The following is a 22,780-nucleotide window of genomic DNA, read 5'->3' on the forward strand; positions in this document are numbered from 1 at the left end:
GGGTCGTGGCCGGTGATCAGCCCGGGTCCCCCGCCCGCGCCGGGTCGATGCGGACCAGCGCGCCGCTCTCCAGCGCCGTCCAGACCGCCCCGTCCGGGCCCACGGTGATCCCGTGCGGCTCGGTGCCGGAACCGGAGAGGTCGTGCACCTCGAACACCCCCGTCGGGCTGCGGGACACGACGCTGTTCCCGGCCCATCCGGTGAACCACAGCGAGCCGTCCGGGCCCGTGGTGACGGCGTGCGGGCGCTCGGCGCCGTCCGGGACGGGGAACTCGGTCACGACGCCGTCGGTGCCGATCCGGCCGAGATGGCCGGAACCGATCGCCACGAACCACAGCGCGTCGCCGGGCCCCGAGGTGATGCCGACCGGGCCGGTCGCGACGCCGAGCGGGTGGACGGTCACCGCGCCGGCGGTCGTGATCCGCCCGATCGCGTCGGCCTGGTTCATCGTGAACCACAGGGCCCCGTCGGGGCCCGCGGTGATCGTGGACGGGAACGCCCCGGACCGGGGGAGCGGGAACTCGGTGATCCGGCCGTCGGTCGTGATCCGGCCGATGCGGTCGGTGGCGGTCCCGGTGAACCACAGCGCCCCGTCGGGACCGGCGGCGATCCCGAACGGGCCGCTGTCCGGGGTGGGTGGCGCGAACTCCGTCACCGTGCCGGCGGTGTCGATGCGGCCGATCCGGTGCGCGCGGTACTCGGTGAACCACAGCGCGCCGTCCGGGCCCGGGGTGATGATCGTCGGCCCGCAGTCCGGATCGAGCCGGTGGTAGCGCGGCGGGTCGCCGGGCCGGAGGCGGCCGATCCGGCCGCTGCCGACGAGGGTGAACCAGAGGGCGCCGTCCGGCCCGGTGGTGACCGCGTAGGGGGCGCCGGTCACCGGGTGGGTCCCGATCCCGGGCCGGGGCTGCGGGATGTCGCCGGTCATGAGGTGCTCCCGTGGGACGCGTCGTCCGGTCGTGGCGGGACCCAGGATGTCCGGTGCAGCTGACGACCGGCAACCGGCTTCCGGCCGGCGTGCGGCCGGATCCCGGGTCGCGCCGGCCGGCGTCGACCGGACCCGACGCCACGCGGATCGGTCTGTACCGTGTGGTACGCGCACCGGGGTGGATCATCGTGAGTGCACTGGATGTAACTATGCATTTTGTGTATCAATAACGTCTGTCCCGTTCGTCCCGCATGGCCGGAGTATCCCGATGACCGACGTCGTCCTGTCCGCTCCACCGCGCACCGGGCCGCCCGAGCTGACGCCGGCGGCGCCGCCTGCCCCCGCGTGGCCGGTGGTGGCGCTCGCGGCGGTGCTCCTGGTCGGCGTGCTCGTCGTCGCGTTCGGGGGTACGGCGTGAGCGCGGCGGACGACCCGGAGGTGCTGGTCGCCGGCGCCGGGCCGACGGGTCTGGCACTGGCCTGCGCGCTGACCGCGGCGGGGGTGCGGGTCCGGGTGCTCGACCGCGCCGAGGGGCCCGCGGTCACCTCCCGGGCGAACATCCTGCACGCCCGCGGAGCGGAGGTGCTCGACCGGCTCGGAGCGCTGGGCGGTGTGCGGGAGCAGGCCGTCGCGCCGGCCGGACTGCGGATGTACGTGCGTGGCGAGCACCTCGCGACGATGGCCTTCGTGCCCGACGAGCGGGAGTCGGTGCAGGCGCTCTACGTCTCCCAGGCCGTCGTGGAACGGGGGCTGCGCGACCGGCTGGCCGCCCTCGGCGTCGCCGTCGAGTGGGGGAGCGAGGTCGCCGCGCTGGCCCGGCGGCCCGGTGGGGTGGCCGTGGGGACCGGCGACGGCACCGAGCTGGCGGCGGCCTGGCTCGTCGGCTGCGACGGGGCACGCAGCCGGGTGCGGGAGCTGGCCGGTATCGGGTTCCCCGGGGTCCCCGTGGTCGAGCGGTTCCTGCTGGCCGACGTGCACGTCGACGGGCTCGTCGACCGCGCGGGCGGGGTGGGGTGGTACCACCGCGACGGCATTCTCATGGGCATCCCGATGGCCGAGCCGACGGTCGGGCCGGCGGGTCGCGGCACCGGGAACCTGTGGCGGCTGATGGCCGACGTGCCCGACGACGGCCGGCACCTGTCCGCCGACGACGTCGTCGCCGCCTTCGCCGGGCTCTTGGGGACCAGGGCGGGGCTGGCGGGTGCGCGGATCCACGACGCGGTCTGGACCTCGGTGTTCCGCATCCAGCGCCGGCTCGCCGATCGCTACCGGTCCGGGCGGGTGCTGCTGGCCGGGGACGCCGCGCACGTCCACTCCCCGTTCGGCGGCCAGGGCATGAACACCGGGATCGGGGACGCGGAGAACCTGGCGTGGAAGCTGGCACTGGTCGTCGGGGGCGGGGCCGCGGAGTCGCTGCTGGACACCTACGGGGCCGAGCGACGGCCGGTCGCGGCGGCGGTGCTGCGGCGGACCACGGCGAACACCCGCGCCCTGGTGGCGCCGGGCCGGGCGGCCCGGTTCGTGCGCGATCACGTGCTGATCCCGATCCTCGACCGGCCGGGCGTGCAGCGCCGGGCGACCCGCACGGCGTCGCAGCTGGACCTCACCTACCGTCGCGGACCGCTCGGCGGACGGGGCCGGGCACCCCGGCCGGGGGACCGGGTCCCCGACCGGGCCGTCGTGACGGGTGACGGTGCCCGCACCACGCTCACCGCGCTGCTGGGGCCGCGCTGGGTGCTCCTGGGTGCGGTCCCCGACCGGGCACTGCGTGTTCTGCAGGACCGGCTCCCGGGGGTCGTGGTCCCCGCGTCCGATCCGTACGGCACCGGCCGGGACGCGTTGCTGGTCCGGCCGGACGGGCACCTGCTGTGGCGCGGTACCGGCGTCGCCGGTCTGGACCGCGTGCTGTCCGCGGCCGGGATCGGGTAGCGGCTGACCGGATCGTCCCGGCCCCGGGCGTTCCGGCGTGGCATTCCGGTGAATTCGTCGCTCGAATCGGAATGATCGACAGCATTCCCGTACGTGTCGTTCCGCTGGTAGTCACCGAAAGGGTGCCGGACGGTGGCGGGTGTGCCTCCGATCCGCGCGGGTGCCGCGCCGGAACGACACTGGCGATCAGCTGGCGCAAACCCCTATGCTCCGGAATCGGTGCACCGCACAGGGTCGGCGGGCGCGGGAGGAGTGGTGTCGTGATCCGGCGCCGCGCTTCCGGATAGTGATCACCAACCATATTCGTGATCAGTACTCCCGTGTATTTTCCGAAAGGAAAGCCGGCTTCCCGTCGACGAGCGTGATCGCCGGCCGGCGGAATGAATCGGCGGGTCCGTGATCGTGCCGCTACGGCGTGGGCCGGAGCCCGGCCGTCGTCCGGAACGCCGCTGCGGTTCCCGGCGCCCGCGAGATACCGGTGTGAGCCATGTCGGTGCCCCACCGCCCGCGTCCGGGAACCCGGTCGACGGTGCCCGCGACTGACCACCCGAAGCGTTCTCCGTCCGAGGGAAGGCACATGAGCGAGAGAACCGGGGCACCCCCCGGGACGACGCACGACGACCGGGCCGCGGTGGCGGTCGCCGGGCTGCTGGCGTTCGTCGCGATGTTCGACATGAACGTCGTGAACGTGGCGTTGCCCGCGATCGGCGACGGGTTCGCCGCCGGGCCGTCGTCGGCGCAGTGGGTGGTGCTGGCCTACGCCGTCCCCGCCGTGGCGCTGCTGTTGCCCGCCGGGCGATGGACGGACCGCGGCGCCGTACGGCCGGTCACGCTGGTGGCGCTCACCGTGTTCGGGCTCGCGAACGCCGCGGCGGTCCTCGCTCCGACGCTGCCGGTGCTGGTGGCCCTGCGGTTCGTCCAGGGGGCCGGTGCGGCGGTGCTGATGGTGCTGATGCCGGTGCTGGCCGTCGCCGCCGTGGGCCCCCAGCGGCGGGGTCGGGCGATGGCGGTACCGGCGACCGCCGGGCCCGTCGGCGGTGTGCTGGGCCCCGCCCTCGGCGGACCGCTCGTCGAGACGGCCGGATGGCGGGTCGTGTTCGTCCCGGCGGTGGTCCTCGTCGTGGTGGCGATGCTGCTGGTCGGCCGGTCACGGATCGCGGGCGGGCGGATCGCCCGCCCGGACCGGCCCGGAGTCGTCGACGCCGGCCTGCTGGTCGTGGGCCTCGGGCTCGTCGGCGCGGTCACCACCGGCGCCGCCGGCCGGGGAGCCCTTCCGGTGGCCGTGCTGCTCGTCCTGTCCGGGGCGGCGCTCGGTGCGTGGGCGTGGCGGCCGGGGGCCCGGACCGTCGCGGCGGTGCTGTGGGCCGGCCGCGGTGTCGCACCCGCCACCGCGGTCGGACTGCTGGCCGTGGCCTTCGCCGCGGCGAGCTACCTGGTCGCGGTCGGCCTGCAGCACTGCGGGACCGGCCCTGCGGTGACCGGCCTGACGCTGCTCGCGTTCCCGCTGCTGATGGCCGTCGCCGGCCCGGTGGCCGGGCGGCTCGCGGACCGGCTCGGGCCGCGGCCGGTGGCCGTCGCCGGAGCGGCGCTGGCCGCCGCCGGGTTCGGACTGCTGGCGACGCTCCCGGCCCTCGGGTCCTGGGAACCGGCCGACGTCGCGTGGCGGCTCGCCGTCGCCGGTCTCGGCACCGGGCTCTACGGCGGCCCCACCCAGCTCATGGTCCTCGCCGGGGCCGGCCGCGACCGGACCGCCACGGCGGGGGCCGGTGTGCAGTGCGCCCGCGCGCTGGGCTTCGCGATCGGCCCGGCCGCCGCCGCGCTCGCCTGGAGCGACGACGGTGCGCTCCTGCACGCCCGGCCCGCGCTGGTCCTCGCCGCCGTCGCCGCGGCGATCGGCGCACTCCTGCTGATCCGCCCCACCCGCCCGACCACCGAGGAGAACTGATGTGCGGCATCGCCGGACTGGCCGAACCACGGCCGGTCGGAGGCCCCGCGCGACTGCGCGCGATCACCGAGGACATGACGGCGACCCTCGCCCCGCGCGGGCCGGACGCGTGCGGCACGTGGGTGTGCGAGCGGGCCGCGCTGGGACACCGGCGGCTGGCGGTCATCGACCTCGACGGCGGCGTCCAGCCGATGCTGTCGGGCAGTGCGGGCTCCCGGACCGTCCTGAGCTACTCCGGGGAGGTCTACAACCACCACGACCTGCGCGCGACGCTGCGGTCGCGGGGCCACCACTTCGCCACCCGCAGCGACACCGAGGTCGTGCTGGCGGCGTTCCGGGAGTGGGGGATCGCCGCGCTGGACCGGCTGGAGGGGATGTTCGCGCTCGCCGTGTGGGACCAGACGACCGAGCGGCTGGTGCTGGCCCGCGACCGGCTCGGCGTCAAGCCGCTGTACTGGGCGGCGACCCCGTCCGGCGGGATCGCGTTCGGTTCCGAGCCGAAGGCGCTGTTCGCCCACCCGGACCTCGCCCCGGCCGTCGACGTCGAGAGCCTGCGCGAGGGCTACTCGCTGCTGTTCTCGACCTGGCCGGGGGTCTACTCCGGCATCCACGAGGTCGCACCCGGCGGCTGGGTCGTCGCCGACGCCGACGGCGTCACCGCCGGGCGGTACTGGCAGCTGGAGCTGCACGAGCACACCGACGACCCGAACACGACGGGTGAGCGGGTCGCCGAGCTGGTCGAGCGGGCGGCCCGGTCCCGGCTGGAGGCCGACGTCGAGATCTGCAGCCTGCTCTCCGGCGGTCTCGACTCCTCGGTGGTGACCGCGTTCGCGGCCGCCGAGCTGCGGGACCGCCGCGGCGCGGGCGCGGTCCTGCGGTCCTACGCGGTCGACTACGCGGACCAGGCGAGGGAGTTCGTCGGTGACGTGCTGCGCACCGGGCACGACACCCCCTACGCGGCCGAGGCCGGGGCACACATCGGCACCGACCACTCGGTCACCGTGCTGGACCCGGCGGCGCTGCTCGACGTCGGGCACCGGCGCGCCGTCGTCGCCGCCCGGGACTCGCCGATCGGGGTGGGGGACATGGACACCTCGCTGTACCTGCTGTTCGGCCGGATCCGCGAGCACTCCACCGTCGCGCTGTCCGGGGAGGCGGCCGACGAGGTCTTCGGCGGCTATCCCTGGTTCCACGGCGCCCGTCCCCGCGCCGCCGCGACCTTCCCGTGGCTGCTCGTCACCGGTGACGACGCGGCCGTCCCGCTGCATCCCGATCTCGCGGCGTCGATGCGGCTCGCCGAGTACCGGGCCGACACCTACTCCGACGCGCTCGCCGCCGTGCCGCACCACCCCGGCGAGACCGCCGAGCAGCACCGGTCCCGGGAGCTGCAGCACCTGTCGCTGACCCGGTGGCTGCGTCAGCTGCTGCACCGCAAGGACCGGCTGTCCATGGCGCACGGGCTGGAGGTCCGCGTCCCCTACTGCGACCACCGGCTCGTCGAGTACGCGTTCTCGCTGCCCTGGGAGCTGCAGACCCGCGACGGGCGGGAGAAGTCCCTGCTGCGCGGGACGGGTGCGAAGCACCTGCCCGAGCCGGTCCTGTGGCGGGCGAAGAACCACTACCCGGCGACGCACGATCCCGGTTACACCGCGGGCCTGCAGGAACTGGCCCGCACCTGCCTGGACGTGGACGGTGTCACCGACGTCGTCGACCGTGCCCGGATCGACCCGCTGCTCGACGGCCCCGCCGCCGCCCTCGACTGGGGCACCCGGCTGCGGCTGGAACGCGTCGTCGATCTCGCGCTGTGGCTGGAGCACGCCCGCCCCGAGCTGACGATCTGAAGGAGGACGACGTGCCGACCCCTCACCCGGCCGAACCGGTCCCGCTGGCCGGCCCGGACCACAAGCGCGATCCCTACCCGCTCTACACCGAGCTGCGCGACCGCTGCCCGATCCACCGGGTCACGTTCCCCAGCGGGGTGGACGCCTGGCTGGTGACCGGCTACGACGCCGCGCACGCCACCCTGAACGACCGCCGCCTCGGCAAGGACCACCGCCTCGGCAACGACGGCTGGCGGGCCAGGGCGTCGATCATGCCCGAGCCGCAGCACTCACTGCTGCAGGTGCACCTGCTGCACCAGGACCCGCCGGCACACACCGTGCTGCGCCGGCTGGTGACCGACGCCTTCACCCCGCGCGCGGCCGAGGCGGCGCGCCCCCGGATCCAGCGCGTCGCCGACGACCTGGTCGACCGGCTGCCGGTCGACGGCCCGGTCGACCTCGTCGCCGGGTTCGCCGCCCACCTGCCGTTCCGGGCGCTCGCGCCGGCGATCGGCCTGCCCGACGGGCTCGCCGCCGGGTTCCGCCCGGAGTGGGGCGGCGTCGTCGCACCGGTCGGGCCGGCCGACCCGCGCCGCGCGTACTACGAGGGCCTGCTGCACGGGCTGCAGACCTACATCGCCGAGGTCGTGGCCGGAGTGCGCGGACTGCCCGGTGACGGCCTGCTCACCAGCCTGGTCGCCGCGCACGACGACGGCGCCGTCACCGCCGAGCAGCTCGGCTCGATGGTGTTCCAGCTGCTCGTCGCCGGGCAGGAACCGGTCACGAACCAGCTCACGACGGCGCTCGTCGCACTGCTGCGGCGCCCGGCGGACCTCGACCGGCTCGCCGCGGATCCCGCGCTGCTGCCTCGTGCGGTCGAGGAGCTGCTGCGCTACGACAGCGCTTTCGAGCTCACGACCTGGCGGTTCCTGGCCGAACCGGACGACCTGCACGGCCGTCCGGTGCCCGCCGGGGACTCGGTGATCGTCTCGTTGTGCGCGGCGAACCGGGACCCGCGCCGCTTCGACCGGGCCGACGACCTGGTGCTCGACCGCAGTCCCAACCCGCACCTGGCGTTCGGGCACGGCATCCACTTCTGCCCCGGGGCCGCGCTGGCCCGGGTGCAGCTGCAGGTGGCGCTCGGGACCCTGCTCGCCCGGCTGCCCGGGATGCGCCCGGCCGTGTCCCTGGAGGAGCTGGAGTGGATCGGATCCGTGCTCGGCCGCGGTGTCCGCGCGCTGCCGGTCTCGGCGCCCCGCCGCCGCCCGGCCGGATCCGGCGGGACGGCCCGGTGAACGCCGGCCCGGTCGTCGAGGACGTCCTGCGGGTGCTGCTCCGGCACCGCAGGGCGCCGCGCGGCGAGGACGCGCCCGGCCCCGGGGCGTTCGACGCCCAGCGCGCCCAGATCGGCGCCGCCGTCGCGGCCGGCCGGCCGATCCGGCTGGTACTGCCCGCGTTCCCCTGCAAATCGCCCAATCCGGCTAAGGTGATCGGCCGGCTGCCGGACGCCGGTGAGCGCCTGTCGCTGCACCACCTCGACCGGGTCCGGGCCGAGATCGCCGGCCGGTACGAGCCCGGTGCCCGGGTGCTGATCTGCTCCGACGGTCACGTCTTCGCCGATCTCATCGGCGTCCCGGACACCCACGTCGACGACTACGGGGCCGCGCTGCGCACCCTCGTCGCGGCCGAGGGGCTGCCGGGGTTCGACTTCTTCGATCTCTCCCACGCCTACCCGGACCACGATCACGTGGCCCGCCGGGCACTGCTCGACGGCCGGTGGGCACCGTCGGTGGACGGGGTGCGGGAGCGGTGCCGGGCCGACCCTGCGGAGCGGGCGCTCTACCTGGGCATCGTGCGCTTCCTCGTCGAGGACGCCGCGGGCCAGGGCGGCAGCCGGGCCGCCCGGCAACGCCGGAGCCGGGAGCGGGCCTACCGGGTGCTCGCGCGCAGCAACGGCTGGAGCGCGCTGGTGGCCGACCGGTTCCCCGACGCGGTCCGGCTGTCCATCCACCCGCACCCGGCGGGCTCGCCGAAGCTCGGCATCCGCCTGGTCCGGACCGAGGACAGCTGGACGACACCGTGGCACTCCTGCGCCGTGCGCGACCGCGACGGCCGGTGGTCGCTCGACCGCGCGGACGCCGTCCGGGAGGTGGGGAGACTGGTCCTGCGGGGCGACCGTCCCGACCACGTGCGGCTGTGAGCGGCCGGGCGGAAACGGGTTCGTGCAGGTGGGCGCCCCTCCGTACGGTCGGCGCTCGTGTCGCGCATGCTGTTCGTCGCACTGGCCGGGCACGGTCACGTCACCCCGACCCTGCCGCTGGTGTCGGAGCTGGCCGCGCGCGGGCACCGGATCGGTTATGCCACCGGTCCCGAGTTCGCCGACGCCGTCGAGGCCGCCGGTGCGGCCCGGGTCGGGCTGCCGGCACTGGCGCCGTTCGTCCCGCCGGCCGAGGTGGGGCCGGACGTGCTGGTGCGGTGGTTCCGGCACTTCTTCGCCGGGCTGGCCGCGACCTACCCGGTCCTCGACCGGCACTGCCGGGCACACCGCCCGGACGTGGTCGTCTACGACGCGACGAACTGGCCGGCTCGGCTCATCGCGCGGCGGCACGGGATCCCCGCGGTCCGCACGGTCCCCAACCTCGCGGAGAACGACGTCTACACCGGGGTCGACCGTGCACTGCGCGCTGGTGTCGAGGGGACCGCCGCGATGGCGGCGTTCGCCGCCGAGGTGGCGGCGTTCGCGGCCCGGCACGACTCCGAGCTCGACGTCGACGCCACGTTCGACGCGATCGAGGACCTGAACCTGGTGTTCGTACCGCGCGGGTTCCAGCCCGCCGGGGACACCTTCGACCCCCGCTTCCGGTTCCTCGGTCCCGTGCTCGGCCGTCGTGCGGGTCCGGCCTGGGCTCCGTCGGATCCGGACCGGCCGCTGCTCTACGTCTCGCTCGGCTCGATTTTCACCGACCACCCCGGCTTCTACCGGCGTTGCGTCGAGGCGTTCGCCGGATCCGGCTGGCAGGTGGCCATGACGATCGGGGGCCTCGATCCCGCGGCCCTCGGTCCGCTGCCCGACGAGTTCCAGGTCCGTCCGTGGTTCCCGCAGCTCGACGTGCTCGCCCGCGCGTCGGCCTTCGTCACCCACTCCGGGATGGGGTCGACGATGGAGGCGGTCCACCACGGTGTCCCGATGGTCACCGTGCCGCAGATGCCGGAACAGGCGGTCAACGCCGACCGCGTCGTCGAACTCGGGCTGGGCCGCAGGATCGACCCGGTGACGACGAGTGCGGCCGAACTGCGCCGGACGGTCGAGACCGTCGCCACCGACGCGGGGATCCGCCGGCGGCTCGACGACCTGGGTGAGCGGGCCCGGGGGGGGGCGGGCGGCGCCCGGGCGGGGGCCGACGCCGTCGAGGATCTCCTGGCCGGGGCCGGGTCCCCGGGCGCGATCGACGAGCGTCACCCGGGCGTGTGATCTGCTGTCGGCGAGCCGTGGGTGGCGTGTCCGGTGGGTGGGGTGGAGGCGGAACGTGGTGTCTGCAGGATCGGGCGGCGTGGCCCGTGGTTTGTTCCGGGTGCTGGTCGTCGGCCTGGCCGCGGCGCTCGGGATCGCGGTGAGCGCCCCGCTCGCCGCTGCGCAGCCGTCGGCCCCGCCGGCGGGGTTCGCGCCGACGATGGTGGTGCTGGACGGCTCGGGCTCGATGACCGGGCCGGACCCGTCCGGTGGCACCCGGATCGCCGCGGCGCAGCGCGCGGTGCACGCGCTGGTGGACGCCACGCCGGACGGTGCCCCGGTCGGGCTGGCCGTCTACGGCACCGGCACCGGCAACTCCCCGGCCGAGCGCGAGCGGGGCTGCCAGGACGTGTCGGTCGTGCGGGGGCCGACGGCACTGGACCGGGCGGGCCTGACCGGCGCGGTCGACGCGCTCGTGCCGAGCGGCTACACCCCGATCGGCCGGTCGTTGCAGGTGGCGGCCGAGCAGCTGCCGGGCGACGGCCCGCGGCCGGTGGTGCTGGTCTCCGACGGCGAGGACACCTGCGCCCCGCCCGAGCCGTGCGAGATCGCCCGGGAGCTGGCCGCGGACGGGGTCGATCTCGTCGTGCACGCCGTCGGGTTCGGTGTCGAGGACCCGGCGCGGGCGCAGCTGAGCTGCATCGCCCAGGTCACCGGCGGCACCTACACCGAGGCGCTCGACGGGGCGGCCCTGAACCGGGTGCTGCCCCGGATCACCGCGACCGCGCTGCGCACCTACTCCGCGACCGGGACCGCGATCGCCGGTGCGCCGGACGTCGCCGGGGCCCCGGTCGCCGGTCCGGGGCAGTACCTGGACACGATCGGGCAGTCCGAGACCCGGCACTACGGAGTGGACGTGCCGGCCGGTGCCACCGTCTACCTGAGCGCGACGGTCGCCTATCCGCGCGTCCCGGGTGTGAACGTCCTCGACGACTTCAACAGCCTGACCCTGCGTACCCACGGGCGCGCGGGGGAGGACTGCCACGGGTTCGAGACCGAGCAGCAGAACCGTTCCAGCGACGGGGTCCCGCTGACGGTGGCCACGACCTGGACCGGCGCGGCGGAGACCGGCGACGGCGGCTGCACCGGTGCGGGGCGCTACACGTTCGCGCTGCAGTGGGACGGGGTGTCGGCCGGGGTCCCGGCGCGGTTGCCGGTGGAGCTGTCGATCGGTGTCGAGCCGGGGGTGAGCGACCCGGGGCCGCCGGAGGTGCTGCCCGCGGCCGGCCCTGCCGATCCGGCCGGGGCACCCGTCCCGGTGGTGGCGGGGGCGTCGTTCGCGACCGCGGCACCGCTGGACGGCTCGGGCGGTTACACCGACGTCGTGCAGCGCGGGGAGTTCGTCTTCTACCGGGTCCGGCTCGACTGGGGCCGGGCGCTGGCCTACCGGGTGCAGCTCGGCGAGGCTCCCGGGCGGGGGCTGGCGGACCTGTCGGTGGCCCGCACCGTGCTCTACGGTCCCGGCCGCGAGGAGATCGAGCAGGACTTCACATCCTACAACGGCGAGCCGCAGACGCTGCCGGGCTCGGCACCGGCGATCGCCACCGCGCCGGTCCGCTACCTGAACCGGGACGCCGGCGACGCCGCGGTACGGACGCAGGGCGTTCCGGGGTGGTACTACATCGGCGTCGCGGTGTCCCCGACGCACGACGAGGACAGCCCGACCGCCGGTCCGGTGCCGATCCGGCTGGACCTCACCGTCGGCGGCCTCGCCGAGCCGGGGCCGGTCTACGCGGGACCCGCGACGGCGTCCCCGTTCGACCCGGCCGCTCCGGCGGATCCGGCCGCTCCGGTCGCGTCCGCGGATCCGGCGGCCGCGGGCCCGTCCCTGCTGGTCCCGGCGCTGCTCGCCGGGGCCGCGGTGGTCCTGGTCGCCGGTGTCCTCCTCGTCCTGCTGCGGCGCCGCCGGCGGGGCTGAGCGGAGCGGGCCGGTCCCACGACGACGCAGGGCATCGGCGTGCCCGTTGCGTCGGTGAACAGGTCCCGGGCCCGGAGGTGCGGGATCAGCGGGCAGGGCTCTCGGCGGCCCGGCGCAGGCCGTCGGCCTCCCACTCGACGTAGCGGCGGGTGCGGCCGCCGAGCAGGGCGGCCACGAGCGGCGCCAGCGCGCCGTCCTGTGCCAGTCCGAGGCGCAGCCGGGAGCCGACCGGCCCGGGACGGACGGAGTGGGTACCGGTCGTCCGGACCCCGGCCGAGGCCGCGATCCAGGTCAGCTCCCGCCCCGGCACGAACTCGGTGACGGTCCAGACCATGGGCGGGAGCCGGGGCTGCACGATCCGGCCCCGGCTCCCGGCGGACAGGTCTCCGTCGAGCACCCGGATCTCGCGGATCGAGCGGGTCCAGCGTGGCCAGCCGGCCGGATCGGCGAGCACCTCCCAGAGCCGAGCGGGGTCCGCGGCCACCTCACGTTCGGCGACCACCCGCATCGCCGCACCCCCGTCCTGTACCGCGCGGTACACGACCTAGGTGTACCGCATGGTACGCGGGGCGTCCAGGGTCGTCAGGACACCAGTACTCGCAGCTCGGGCAGCCGTTCGAAGCCCAGCCGGCTCGGGCCGTCGTCCTCGGCGAGCCGCAGCTGCGGGAACCGGTCGAACAACGCCCGCAGCGTCACCTCGGTCTCCTGCCGGGCGAGTGCCGCCCCGAGGCAGTAGTGCGCACCGTGGCCGAAGCCGATGTGCCCCTCGCCGCGGCCGGTCTCGCGGCGCACGTCCAGCTCCTCGGGGTGCTCCCGGACCCGCGGGTCGAAGTTCCCCGAGGTCAGCCCGGCCAGCACGGTCGACCCCGCGGGGATCCGCACCCCGTCGACCTCGACGTCCTCGGCGGCGTAGCGCGGCAGGCTGACCGGGATGGGGCCGCAGGTCCGCACCAGCTCGTGCACCGCCCGCGGCCACAGATCGGGTTCCGCGCGCAGGGCCGCGAGCTGGTCGGGGCGGCTCAGCAGGGCCTGGGCCGACTTGGGGATGAGGTGCGCGGTGGTCTCGAAGCCCGCCGTGACGAGATCGAACAGCATGGTGATCATCTCGGTCTCGGTGAGCCGGTCGCCGTCCTCGTCGTGCACCTCGACCAGGCCGGTGACCAGGTCGTCGGCGGGTTCGGCCCGCCGGGCGGCGATCAGCGCCCGGATCTGGGCGACGATCGCGCGGCTCAGCTCCGGCATGCGCTGCGGATCGGGCGCGGTGAACAGGCCGGCGAACTCCCGCCACAGTCCCCGGTCCTGCTCGGGGACGCCGACCAGCTCGCAGATCACCGTGATCGGCACCGGGTAGGCGAGGGTCGGGATGAGGTCGACCGGCTTCCCGTCCGCACCCGCCAGGGCGATGTCGTCGAGCAGTTGTCCGGTGATCTGCGCGACCCGCGGGCGGAGCGCGTTCACCCGCCGCACGGTGAACGTGCGGGAGACGAGCTTGCGCAGCCGGGCGTGGTCGGCGCCGTCGCGGCTCGCCAGGCTGCCGCTGAGGAAGCTCAGGTCCTCGGGCACACCCATCGTCTCGAGGATGCCCCCGAGCCCGTTCTCCGCACCGTCGACGGCACTCGCGTCGGAGCGGAACCGCGGGTCGGTGAGCATGTCGCGGGCGTCCTCGTAGCGGGTGACGATGCGCGAGCCCTGGCTGGTGAAGCCGGGCCCGTCCGCCACCGGGCCCTGCTCCCGGAGCCGGCCGAACGCGGTCATCGGGCAGCCGGCCCCGCCGTCGGGCGGTGCCGGGGTGTCGTCGGTACTGGTCGGGCCGGTGGTGGTGTCCACGCGTCGTCTCCTCGGTCGGTCGCCGGGGCCGGGGCGGCCGCCCCGCGGGATGGCTCCAGCCGACACCGTGCCGTCGCGGCATGGTCAAGGCGTGCGCGGATGTGGATCGCGCGTGTCGTCCACCCGGGTGACCGGGAACACGGGCCCGGCGGCCGGGCCCGCCGCAGCCCGGCGTCCGGTGTGCGGCAGGCTGATCGACGTCCGCCCGCCGTCCCGGGGCGGGCACCGGCCACCGCGGAGGAGACGAACGACCGTGCCGGATCCGAGTGCCGGACACCCGACGGCTCTCCCGCGGTTCGCGGGACGGCCGGTGTGGGTCGTCGCGGGTGTCGTCGGCGTGGTGCACCTCGGGCTGGCCGCGGTGCCCCGCCGCTGGTTCGACGAGGACCTCATGCTCGCGATCGGCCGCCACCACCTCGACACGGGTGCGGTCGACCAGCCACCGCTCACCCCGTTGCTCGCTCGGCTGGCCGACGCCGTCGCCCCGGGATCGCAGGTGGTGCTCGCCGTGCCGGCCGTCGTCGCCACCGTCGCGGCGGTACTGCTCACCGCGCTCATGGCCCGCGAGCTCGGCGGTGACCGGCGGGCCCAGACGCTCGGCGCGCTCGCCCAGGGCACCGGGATCGCCGCCGCCCAGTTCGGGCACTGGCTGACGCCGTACACGCTGGAACCCGCGCTGTGGTCGGTGCTGTTCTGGCTGCTGCTGCGCTGGGTCCGGATCCGCGACGACCGGTTGCTCGTCGTCCTCGGTCTCGTCGCGGGGGTGACCGCGCAGACCCGGTTCCAGATCGGTGCGCTGGGCATCGTCCTGCTCGTCGCGCTCGCCGTGACCGGTCCGCGCGAGCTGCTGCGCCGGCCGGCGCTGTGGCTGGGCGCCGTGCTCGCGCTGCTGGTGGCGAGCCCGGCCCTGGCCTGGCAGATGGCCAACGGCTGGCCGCAGCTCGCGATGGCCGGTGCCGTCGCCGACGAGAACGCGGCGATCTACGGCGGCCCGGTCCTCGTCGTGCTGCACGGGTTGGCCGTGGTCGGTCCGATGGCGCTCGGCCTGGCCGTCTGCGGGCTCGCCGGGCTGGTGCGCGACCCGCGGCTGCACCCGTACCGCGTCGTCGGGGTGGCGTTCGTGCTGCTGTTCGCGGCCGTCGCGGTCAGCTCCGGGCGGCACTACTACATGCTGCCGATGTACCCGGTGCTGGTGGCGCTGGGCGTCGTCGCGCTGCAGCACCGCCGGGAGGACGGACGGCGGGTGCGGACGGCCTGGCCGCTCGTCGCCGCCGGGACGGTGCTGGCCGTCGGCGGGCTGGCCTCCTCGGTGCTGCTCGCCTCGCCGCGCTTCGCCGAGCCGCTGGTGAGCGCCACGGCCGGGGCCTGGCAGGCGATCCCGGCCGGGCAACGGGACCGCACCGCGCTCGGCGCGACCCCGTACGTCTACGCGACCTACCTCGACGCCGCCCCGCCGGAGCGCGGCCTGCCGCCGGCCACGAGTGCCAACCGGGCCTACGGCTGGTTCCCGGCGCCTCCCGAGCACCAGGACCGGATGCTGCTCGTGGGGGATCCGGACCCGTGGCGCCCGTGGTTCACCGGCGTCCGTCCGGTGGCCACGGCCGCAGCGGCGACCCCGATGGGCACCTACGGCGGGCTGGTGCCGGAGTCGGTGACGATCTGGGAGCTGGACGGGCGACGGGCGCCGTGGGCCGAGATCCGGGCCGCACTGCGCGACCTGCACGTGGCGCCGGGGAACTGAGCGCCGGGCCCGGTCAGTCCGCGGACTCCTCCGCCTCGGCCCGCTCGGCGGCGAGGAGGGTCTGGGTCCGGACGATGACGTCGAGCTGCGCGTCGTTGTAGAGGTCGCGCATCGCCTTGACCACCGTCGAGGCGGCGAACTTCTGCCCCTTCGGCGCGTCCGTCGGGGGCTGCAGGAGTTCCGGGTGCGCGACGTAGAGATCGCGCACGTACGGGATCATCCGGTCGACGAGATCCTGGCGGGTCGCCTCGTCGGCGTCGGCCGGGAGCCGGTCCAGCTCCTGGTTGGTCGGGTCGCTGGGCAGGTCCTCCAGCATCTGCGAGAACGTGTCGAGGCTATTCGGCCCGAGCACCCGGGTCATGACGACCATCAGCGACCGGTCCGCCTCGGACATCGGCTGCTGCTCCAGCACACCGCCGAACTCGGGTGGCAGATCGGTCGGGGCCGACTGGCGCAGGATCAGGGCCAGCTCCACCCGGGCCCGCTGCAGGCGTTCGATGGTGGCGGCGAGCTCGGCGTCGAGGGTGCGCAGCGCCTCCTCGGGATGGTGGTCCTCCTCGCCCATGTCCTCGATCTGCGACAGCGAGAAGCCCAGGTCGGTGAGGCGCTTGATGCGCAGCAGGCGGACCAGGTGGGACACCCCGTACTGCTTGTACCCGTTGGCCCGCCGTTCCGGCTCCTCGAGCAGCCCCACCTCGTGGTAGTGCCGTACCGCGCGCAGGCTCGTGCCGGCGAGCTCGGCGATCTCCCGGGTGCTCCAGGCCACGGCCGTCCCCTCTCCTCGTGGTGCCCGTCAGTCGACACCCTGCCGTAACGGCCACGTCAAGCCGCGTCCCCCCGCCGGGTAAACGTGTGAGCCGGGACACTCCGGGCGGCGCTTGAGTGTGCCGCGACGGCCGAGTGTCTCGTCGGTGACGACAGCGCGGAGCCCCCCGTCGGGCCCGTCGCGCAGCACCCGCCACCACAGCCAGGAGGAGCGTCGCATGACCCAGCTGACCGATGCCGACTACGCCCGCGCGGAGCAGATGCTCGCGCCGTACCGGGCCCGGCGGATCCCCGGAGGCGTGGTCGCTCCCGCGTGGCTGTCCGACGGCGCCCGGTTCCGGTACCGGTCCGGGGCCCGCTACGTCGTCGTCGATCCGGCCGCGGGGACCCGGCACGACGCGTTCGACCACGACCGGCTCGCCGCCGCGCTGAGCCGGGAGTCCGGCACCGCCGTCGAGGGCACCGACCTGAAGCTCACGGCCCTGGACCTCGAGCCGTCCGGGGCCGACGGCGAGACCGACGCGATCCGGTTCACCGCCCTCGACCAGCGCTGGGAGTGGTCCGACCGCAGCGGCACCTGCACCCGTGTCGACGACGACCGGGTCGCGCCCGGCGAGAGCGTCTCGCCGGACGGGCAGTGGGTCGCCTTCGGCCGGGACGGCGACATCCACGTCCGCTCCCGCGACGGCGGGCAGGAGTTCGCCCTCACCGACGACGCCGAGCCGCACGTCGACTACGGGACCCTGACCGAGGCGCTCGGCAACCGCGTCCTGATGCGCAACCTCGGGCTGCCGCAGCACCTGATCGTCGAGTGGTCGCCCGACTCCACCCGCCTGCTCGTGCACCGGCTCGACCAGCGTGACCTGCCCGAGCAGGTGCTGGTCGAGTCCGCGCCCGCCGACGGCGGACGGCCGGTCGAGCACCGCTCGCGCTACCCCATGCCCGGTGACGAGGCCCAGGCGACGATGTCCTGGAACGTCCTGCAGGTGACCGGGGCCGATGCCGGTCCCGGCGGGATCGTGCGCCAGCAGGGCGAGCCGTACGTCGTCCTGCACCCGGGTGCGATGACCTACCGCTGGTGGTCGGGGGAGAAGGGGGAGACGATCCACTACCTGCAGCAGTCCCGCGACGCCCGCACGCTGGAGCTGCGCCGGATGGACCCGTCCACCGGGGAGACGACGACCCTGATCAGCGAGACCGGGAGCACCCGCGTCGATCCGGGGGCCCAGCTCGGGGACCCGACGATGACCCGGGTGCTGGACAGCGGGGAGATCCTCTGGTGGTCCCAGCGCGACGGCTGGGGGCACCTGTACCTGTACTCCGCCGACGGCGAGGAGGTCACCCAGCTGACCCGCGGCCGGTGGCCGGTGCGCAGCCTGCTCTGGGTCGACGAGGAGCGTCGCCAGGTGTGGTTCCTCGCCTCCGGGCTGGTCGAGGACGATCCCTACGTCCGGCAGATCTGCCGGGTCGGACTCGACGGCACCGGTTTCACCCGGATCACCGACGACGAACTCGACCACGACGCCGTCAGCCCGCCGCAGGGCGGCTACCTCGTGGACCGGGCGTCGTCGCCGAGCACCCCGCCGCGGTCGGCGGTCCTGGGTGGCGACGGCCAGGTACTGGTCGAGCTGGAGTCGCCCGGCACCGACGGCCTGACGGCACTCGGCTGGACCCCGCCGGAGCGGTTCACGGCGCTGGCGGCCGACGGACGGACCCCGGTGTACGGCCTGCTGTGGCGGCCGCACGACGTCGACCCGTCGCGCAGCTACCCGGTGATCGACCACATCTACCCGGGGCCGCAGGTGCACCGGGCGGGCGCCTCGTTCGACGTGCCGCACCACGGGGAACCGGAGGCGCTGGCCGCGCTCGGGTTCGCCGTCGTCGCGGTGGACGGCCGGGGGACGGCCGGGCGCAGCAAGGCCTTCCACGACCACTCCTACGGGGCCCTCGGGGACGCCGGATCGCTCGTCGACCACATCGCGGCGATCCGCGAGCTCGGGCACCGGCACCCGTGGCTGGACACCGCGCGGGTCGGGATCACCGGGCACTCCGGCGGGGGGTTCGCCACCGCACGGGCGCTGCTCGCGCACCCGGAGTTCTACTCGGTCGGGGTGGCCACGGCCGGGAACCACGACATGGGCGTCTACGTGCCGATGTGGGCCGAGTGGTACCACGGCGAGATGGACGACGAGGCCAGGACGGCGCTGTCCAACCCGGCCCTCGCGGAGAACCTGCAGGGCAAGCTCCTGCTGATCCACGGTGAGCTCGACGACAACGTCCTCCCGTCGCAGACGATGCGCCTGGTCGACGCGCTGGTCTCCGCCGACAAGGACGTCGACATGCTCATCGTGCCGGGCGCCGAGCACGCGATGATCGGCCGGATGCACTACGTCCTGCGCCGGACCTGGGACTACCTGGTGCGGCACCTGCACGGCACCGAGCCGCCCCGGTACCGGCTCGCGCCGCTCCCGCTCGACACCGGCGGCGCGTAGCCGCTCCGGCTCCGGCTCCGGAGGTGCGGCGTATCGGCCCCGGCCCGCGTACGGTCACATCCATGATCGACCGTCGGCTCGCGGTCCTCGCGGCGATCGACCGGCACGGCACGGTGACCGCGGCGGCGCAGGCGTGCCGGTTGACCCCCTCGGCGGTGTCGCACCAGATGCGGACCCTCGCCCGTGAGGTCGGGGTCCCGCTGCTGGAGGCGGAGGGCCGCGGGGTCCGGCTCACCGCGGCCGCCCGCACCCTGCTCGTGCACGGCGAGACGCTGACCGCGCAGTGGGAACGGGCCCGGGCCGATCTCGCCGCGCACCGCGGGGGAGCGGTCGCCGGGCCGCTGCGGTTCTGCGGGTTCTCCACCGCCGCGGCGGCCGTGCTGCCGCAGGCGTTCGCCCGGCTCCGGCGCGAGCACCCCGCGCTGCGTCCCGGGCTCCGCGAGATCGAGCCGGCCCGTGCGTTCGACCTGCTCGCCGCGGACGAGGCGGACATCGCCGTGGTCGTCGCGACGCCGAGCATCCCGCCGGTGACCGACCCGGCGTTCCACCAGATCGACCTCTACGACGAGCCGCTCGACGTGCTCGTCGGCCCCGACCACCCGCTGGTCGGCCGGACCGGGGTCGCCCTGCACGACCTGGCCGCCGACCGCTGGGTGTGCAGCAACCCCGGCCGGGCCTACCACCAGCTGGTCACCCTGGCCTGCGCCGGCGCCGGTTTCGCCCCGGACATCGCCCACCACGCCGACGAGTGGGACACCGGAGCCGCCCTGGTCGCGCACGGGTTCGGGGTCGCGCTGGTCCCGCGGCTGGCCGACGTCCCGTCCCGGCACGACACCCGGCGGATCCCGATCGGGGTGCCACCGGTCCCGGTCCGGCGGGTGATCGCGGCGGTCCGTGCGGGCTCCCGGGACCATCCCGCCGTCGCCGCCGGCCTGACCGCCGTGCACGACGAGTGCGCCGCGCTCGCCGACCGCCTCGCCGGCGGATGAGGGACGCGGCGGGCCCGGCGGCGGCCGTGCCGGCCGCGCACGAGTGCCCGTCCCCCGCGGAGTCGCTGACCCGGTGAGCGAATCGCGGCGGGGCGGACGTGCGATCCTCCTCGGTCGCGGGGGCGTCGTGTGGTCGGTCACGGCACGGTCCGGGGCGCTGTCGTCTCCCGCACGACGCTCGACGGCACGACCTGCGACGACGGTCCGAGCAGACGACCGTGCAACACGACTGCACGGTCCTGTGAACGACTCTGCGATGTACTGCACTGGTCCGGGCGGTCACCGTGGTCGCGTGCTTCCCGTCCGCCTCGCACCCGTCGTGCGCACCGCTCGATCCGGCCGTCCCGCTCCGGCTCCGGCAGACCGCCCCGGCGCCGTCGGTGCTGCGCTGGCCCTGCTCGCGTTCGGCGCGAACATGGCCGGCCCGCTCTATCCCGGTTACCAGGCGCGGCTCGGGTTCGACGATCTCACCCTGACCGCGGTGTACGCCGTGTACTCGCTGGCGAGCGTGCCGGCGTTGCTGGTCCTCGGCCCGCTGGGTGACCGGGTCGGCCGGGTCCGGCTCGTCCGGGGCGGACTGGTCGCGGGCGTGCTCGGATCGCTCTGCTTCGCGGTGGGCGACCACGTGGGCTGGCTGGTCGCCGGGCGGGTGCTGCAGGGGATCGCGCTCGGTGCCGCCACCGGCGCCGGGATGGCGGTGCTGGCGGCGGCCTCGTCCCGGCGGACCCGGCGGCGGGTCGCCGCGGCCGGTGCCCTCGCCTTCCTCGCCGGGACGGCGGCCGGTCCCGGTCTCACCGGTCTGCTCGCCGAGGTGCTGCCGGGCCCCGCGGTCTCCGCGGTCGTCGTGCACCTGCTGCACGCCCTCGCCCTGCTCGCCGTGCTGGTGCGGCTCGCCCGGCCCGGCCCGGCGGACCCGGAGCGGCCGCGACGGCCGGACCCGGCGGTCGCGGTACCGGATCCCGCACCGGCGGTGCGGCCCGGAACGGGGTGGAGCCGGACCCGGCTCGCCGCGACGACGACCGGGTTCGTCTCCTGGGCGGTCGCGGGACTCTTCCTCGGGCTGTTGCCGAGCGTGCTGGCCCGGGGATCCGCCGGCGCCGGTCCCGCGGTGCTCGGCGCGCTCGCCGCGGTGGTGGTCCTCGCGGCGGTACCGGCCCAGTTCCTGCTGGCCCGGCTCGGTCCGCGCCGTGCCCAGCTGGGCGGTCTAGCGCTGCTCGGCGCCGGGCTGGCCGCCCTCGTCGCGGTGGACGCGGCGCCGGCTCCCGTGCCGGCGCTCGTGACGGCGGTCGTCGCCGGGCTCGGGCACGGCCTCGCCTACGGCGGCGCGCACACCGCGATGGAGGCCGAGGCCGTCGGGCCGCGGGCCGCGTCCGTCACGGCCGGCACGTACGTCGTCTACTACCTCGGTGCGGGGCTGCCGACCCTGCTGGTCGGGGTGTGGTCGTCGGTGGTCCCGCTCGCCACGGCGACCGGCCTGCTCGCCGGTGCGCTGCTGGTCGCCGCGGTGGCCGCCGCGTTCGTCGTGGGCGGTGCGGGCGGAGAAGACGGAGCGGGCGGCGTGGCCGGTGCCCGGCGCGCCGGTGCCCGCCGCCCGGCCGACCCGGACGACGACCCGTGGGGTGACCTCGCCGGAGCCGTGATCGGCCTGCTGCGCGGGTTCCACGTGGCCCACGGGATCATGCACCGCACGGCGACGCCGGTCAGCCGCCCTGCCCGTAGGCGGCGGCGATCTCCTCGGGCTCGGCCCACCGGCTGTAGGCGGCCTGCTGGGGCCAGCCCTCCGGGCTGTCCTGCCACTCCTCCTGGCGGCCGTAGGGCAGCACGTCGATCAGCCCGAACAGGTAGCTGAGCTGCTCGGTCCCGCGTCCGTCGGTGTGCCAGGTCCGGTAGACGGTGTCGCCGTCGCGCAGGAACACGTTGACCGCGAACCCGGCGTCCGGCGGCGCGCCGACGTCGCTGCCGAAGGAGCTGCGCGACGTCGAGTACCAGGTCATGGTGTTGCCGACCCGGCGCCGGTAGGCCAGCGCCTCCTCGATCGGGCCCTGGGTGACGACGACGAACCGGGCGTCGAACTTCTCCAGCCCGGCCAGCCGGGTGAACTGCGAGGTGAAGCCGGTGCAGCCGCCGCACTGCCACTCGGCGCCGGCGTGCCACATGTGGTTGTAGACGATCAGCTGCGGGTGCTCACCGAAGACGTCGGCCAGCCGGACGGGTCCGTCGGCCCCGTCGAGGACGTAGTCGGGCATCTCCACCATGGGCATCCGCCTGCGCTGCGCGGCGACCGCGTCGAGTTCGCGGGTGGCCGCCTTCTCCCGGCGGCGGAGCGCGGCGAGCTCACGTTCCCAGGTCGCGGTGTCGACGACGGGGGGCAGGGCGGTGCTGGGGGGCATGGTTCCTCCGGTGGTCGGTGGTTCCTCTACCCGTGACGACCCGCCCGCGGCCGGAAACTCATCGGCCGCCCCAGCGCTCCCGGACCGAGGTGAACACCTTCTGGCCGTGCGAGAACTCGACGACGTTGCCGTCGGGGTCGGTGAGCGCGCAGATGTAGCCGACCGGACCGGGCATCTGCCGCGGCTCCCAGTGCAGGCAGCCCGCGGCCCGGGCGCGGTCGGCGGCCGCGTCGACGTCGGACCGCTGCGGAACCTCGATCCCGATGTGGGCGAACGGCCGGAGCAGGCCCAGCTGCCCGCCGCGGTCCTGGTCGAACGAGACGAGCACCAGCACCATCGGCGTCGCCACCTGACCCGGGTTCGACAGCCACGCGCTGCGACCGGCGTCGTCGGAGAACCGCTCGACGACGGTCAGCGGGGTCATCGTGGTGTAGAACGCGATCGCCGCATCGAGGTCCCCGGTCGGCAACGCCACGTGCGTCCACCGGGCCTCGGTCAGCGGCGGGTGCGGCTCGTCGGCCATCT

At 75.4% G+C, this 22,780-nt stretch carries 17 protein-coding genes and 1 pseudogene; 12 read left to right on the forward strand and 6 right to left on the reverse strand.

Annotated elements, in window-relative coordinates; translation table 11 throughout:
• Positions 1-16 precede the first annotated feature (16 nt).
• A complete protein-coding gene (locus AFB00_RS21770) occupies positions 17-928 on the reverse strand; it encodes a Vgb family protein (RefSeq protein ID WP_068798732.1) in 912 nt (303 codons plus the stop codon).
• Positions 929-1,196: 268 nt separating this feature from the next.
• On the opposite strand from AFB00_RS21770, the gene AFB00_RS33505 reads away from it, so the two are divergent.
• The 8 genes from AFB00_RS33505 (at position 1,197) to AFB00_RS21805 (ending at position 12,051) form a co-directional block, all read left to right on the forward strand.
• Complete coding sequence (locus AFB00_RS33505) at positions 1,197-1,346, forward strand: hypothetical protein (RefSeq protein WP_156819674.1); 150 nt, start codon at positions 1,197-1,199, stop codon at positions 1,344-1,346.
• Positions 1,343-2,857, forward strand: a complete 1,515-nt coding sequence (locus AFB00_RS21775; protein WP_068798733.1) for an FAD-dependent monooxygenase — start codon at positions 1,343-1,345, stop codon at positions 2,855-2,857. Before AFB00_RS33505 ends, AFB00_RS21775 begins: the two co-directional genes overlap by 4 nt.
• 577 nt (positions 2,858-3,434) lie before the next feature.
• The gene (locus tag AFB00_RS21780; protein ID WP_068798734.1) at positions 3,435-4,802 is read left to right on the forward strand and encodes an MFS transporter; all 1,368 of its coding nucleotides are present in this window, start codon (positions 3,435-3,437) and stop codon (positions 4,800-4,802) included.
• Complete coding sequence (gene asnB, locus AFB00_RS21785; protein ID WP_068798735.1) at positions 4,802-6,643, forward strand: asparagine synthase (glutamine-hydrolyzing); 1,842 nt, start codon at positions 4,802-4,804, stop codon at positions 6,641-6,643. Before AFB00_RS21780 ends, asnB begins: the two co-directional genes overlap by 1 nt.
• An 11-nt stretch (positions 6,644-6,654) precedes the next feature.
• Entirely contained in the window at positions 6,655-7,917 is a 1,263-nt protein-coding gene (locus AFB00_RS21790) for a cytochrome P450 family protein (RefSeq protein WP_068798736.1), read from the forward strand.
• Entirely contained in the window at positions 7,914-8,822 is a 909-nt protein-coding gene (locus tag AFB00_RS21795) for an isocyanide synthase family protein (protein WP_068800545.1), read from the forward strand. Before AFB00_RS21790 ends, AFB00_RS21795 begins: the two co-directional genes overlap by 4 nt.
• A 66-nt stretch (positions 8,823-8,888) precedes the next feature.
• Positions 8,889-10,094: a macrolide family glycosyltransferase gene (locus tag AFB00_RS21800; protein ID WP_068798737.1), complete on the forward strand. Its 1,206-nt coding sequence runs from the start codon at positions 8,889-8,891 to the stop codon at positions 10,092-10,094.
• Positions 10,095-10,173: 79 nt separating this feature from the next.
• A complete protein-coding gene (locus AFB00_RS21805) occupies positions 10,174-12,051 on the forward strand; it encodes a VWA domain-containing protein (protein ID WP_156819675.1) in 1,878 nt (625 codons plus the stop codon).
• Positions 12,052-12,136: 85 nt separating this feature from the next.
• Here the strand turns inward: AFB00_RS21805 and AFB00_RS21810 are convergent, their stop codons facing one another.
• On the reverse strand, positions 12,137-12,592 hold the full coding sequence (locus AFB00_RS21810; protein ID WP_083275734.1) for an SRPBCC family protein: 456 nt from the start codon (positions 12,590-12,592) through the stop codon (positions 12,137-12,139).
• Positions 12,593-12,633: 41 nt separating this feature from the next.
• On the reverse strand, positions 12,634-13,878 hold the full coding sequence (locus AFB00_RS21815; RefSeq protein WP_231974017.1) for a cytochrome P450 family protein: 1,245 nt from the start codon (positions 13,876-13,878) through the stop codon (positions 12,634-12,636).
• Positions 13,879-14,131: 253 nt separating this feature from the next.
• Here AFB00_RS21815 and AFB00_RS21820 point away from each other — a divergent pair, with 253 nt between their 5' ends.
• Positions 14,132-15,619 carry a glycosyltransferase family 39 protein gene (locus AFB00_RS21820; RefSeq protein WP_068798738.1) on the forward strand — a complete coding sequence of 496 codons (1,488 nt, stop codon included), beginning with the start codon at positions 14,132-14,134 and terminating at the stop codon, positions 15,617-15,619.
• 13 nt (positions 15,620-15,632) lie between these two features.
• Here AFB00_RS21820 and AFB00_RS21825 read toward each other — a convergent pair whose 3' ends face one another.
• Positions 15,633-16,385: a MerR family transcriptional regulator gene (locus AFB00_RS21825; protein WP_068798739.1), complete on the reverse strand. Its 753-nt coding sequence runs from the start codon at positions 16,383-16,385 to the stop codon at positions 15,633-15,635.
• 217 nt (positions 16,386-16,602) lie between these two features.
• On the opposite strand from AFB00_RS21825, the gene AFB00_RS21830 reads away from it, so the two are divergent.
• The 3 genes and pseudogenes from AFB00_RS21830 to AFB00_RS35045 all read left to right on the forward strand — a co-directional run.
• The gene (locus AFB00_RS21830) at positions 16,603-18,876 is read left to right on the forward strand and encodes a S9 family peptidase (protein WP_068798740.1); all 2,274 of its coding nucleotides are present in this window, start codon (positions 16,603-16,605) and stop codon (positions 18,874-18,876) included.
• A 62-nt stretch (positions 18,877-18,938) separates the two neighbouring features.
• Positions 18,939-19,865, forward strand: a complete 927-nt coding sequence (locus tag AFB00_RS21835) for a LysR family transcriptional regulator (RefSeq protein WP_068798741.1) — start codon at positions 18,939-18,941, stop codon at positions 19,863-19,865.
• Positions 19,866-20,280: 415 nt separating this feature from the next.
• Positions 20,281-21,222: pseudogene (locus AFB00_RS35045) on the forward strand (MFS transporter); the annotation flags it as partial.
• 343 nt (positions 21,223-21,565) lie between these two features.
• Here AFB00_RS35045 and AFB00_RS21840 read toward each other — a convergent pair.
• Both AFB00_RS21840 and AFB00_RS21845 read right to left on the reverse strand, forming a co-directional pair.
• Positions 21,566-22,255: a DUF899 family protein gene (locus AFB00_RS21840; protein WP_068798742.1), complete on the reverse strand. Its 690-nt coding sequence runs from the start codon at positions 22,253-22,255 to the stop codon at positions 21,566-21,568.
• 58 nt (positions 22,256-22,313) lie between these two features.
• On the reverse strand, positions 22,314-22,778 hold the full coding sequence (locus tag AFB00_RS21845) for a VOC family protein (RefSeq protein WP_068798743.1): 465 nt from the start codon (positions 22,776-22,778) through the stop codon (positions 22,314-22,316).
• Positions 22,779-22,780 lie beyond the last annotated feature (2 nt).

The sequence above is a fragment of the Pseudonocardia sp. HH130630-07 genome (assembly GCF_001698125.1).
GTDB lineage: Bacteria > Actinomycetota > Actinomycetes > Mycobacteriales > Pseudonocardiaceae > Pseudonocardia.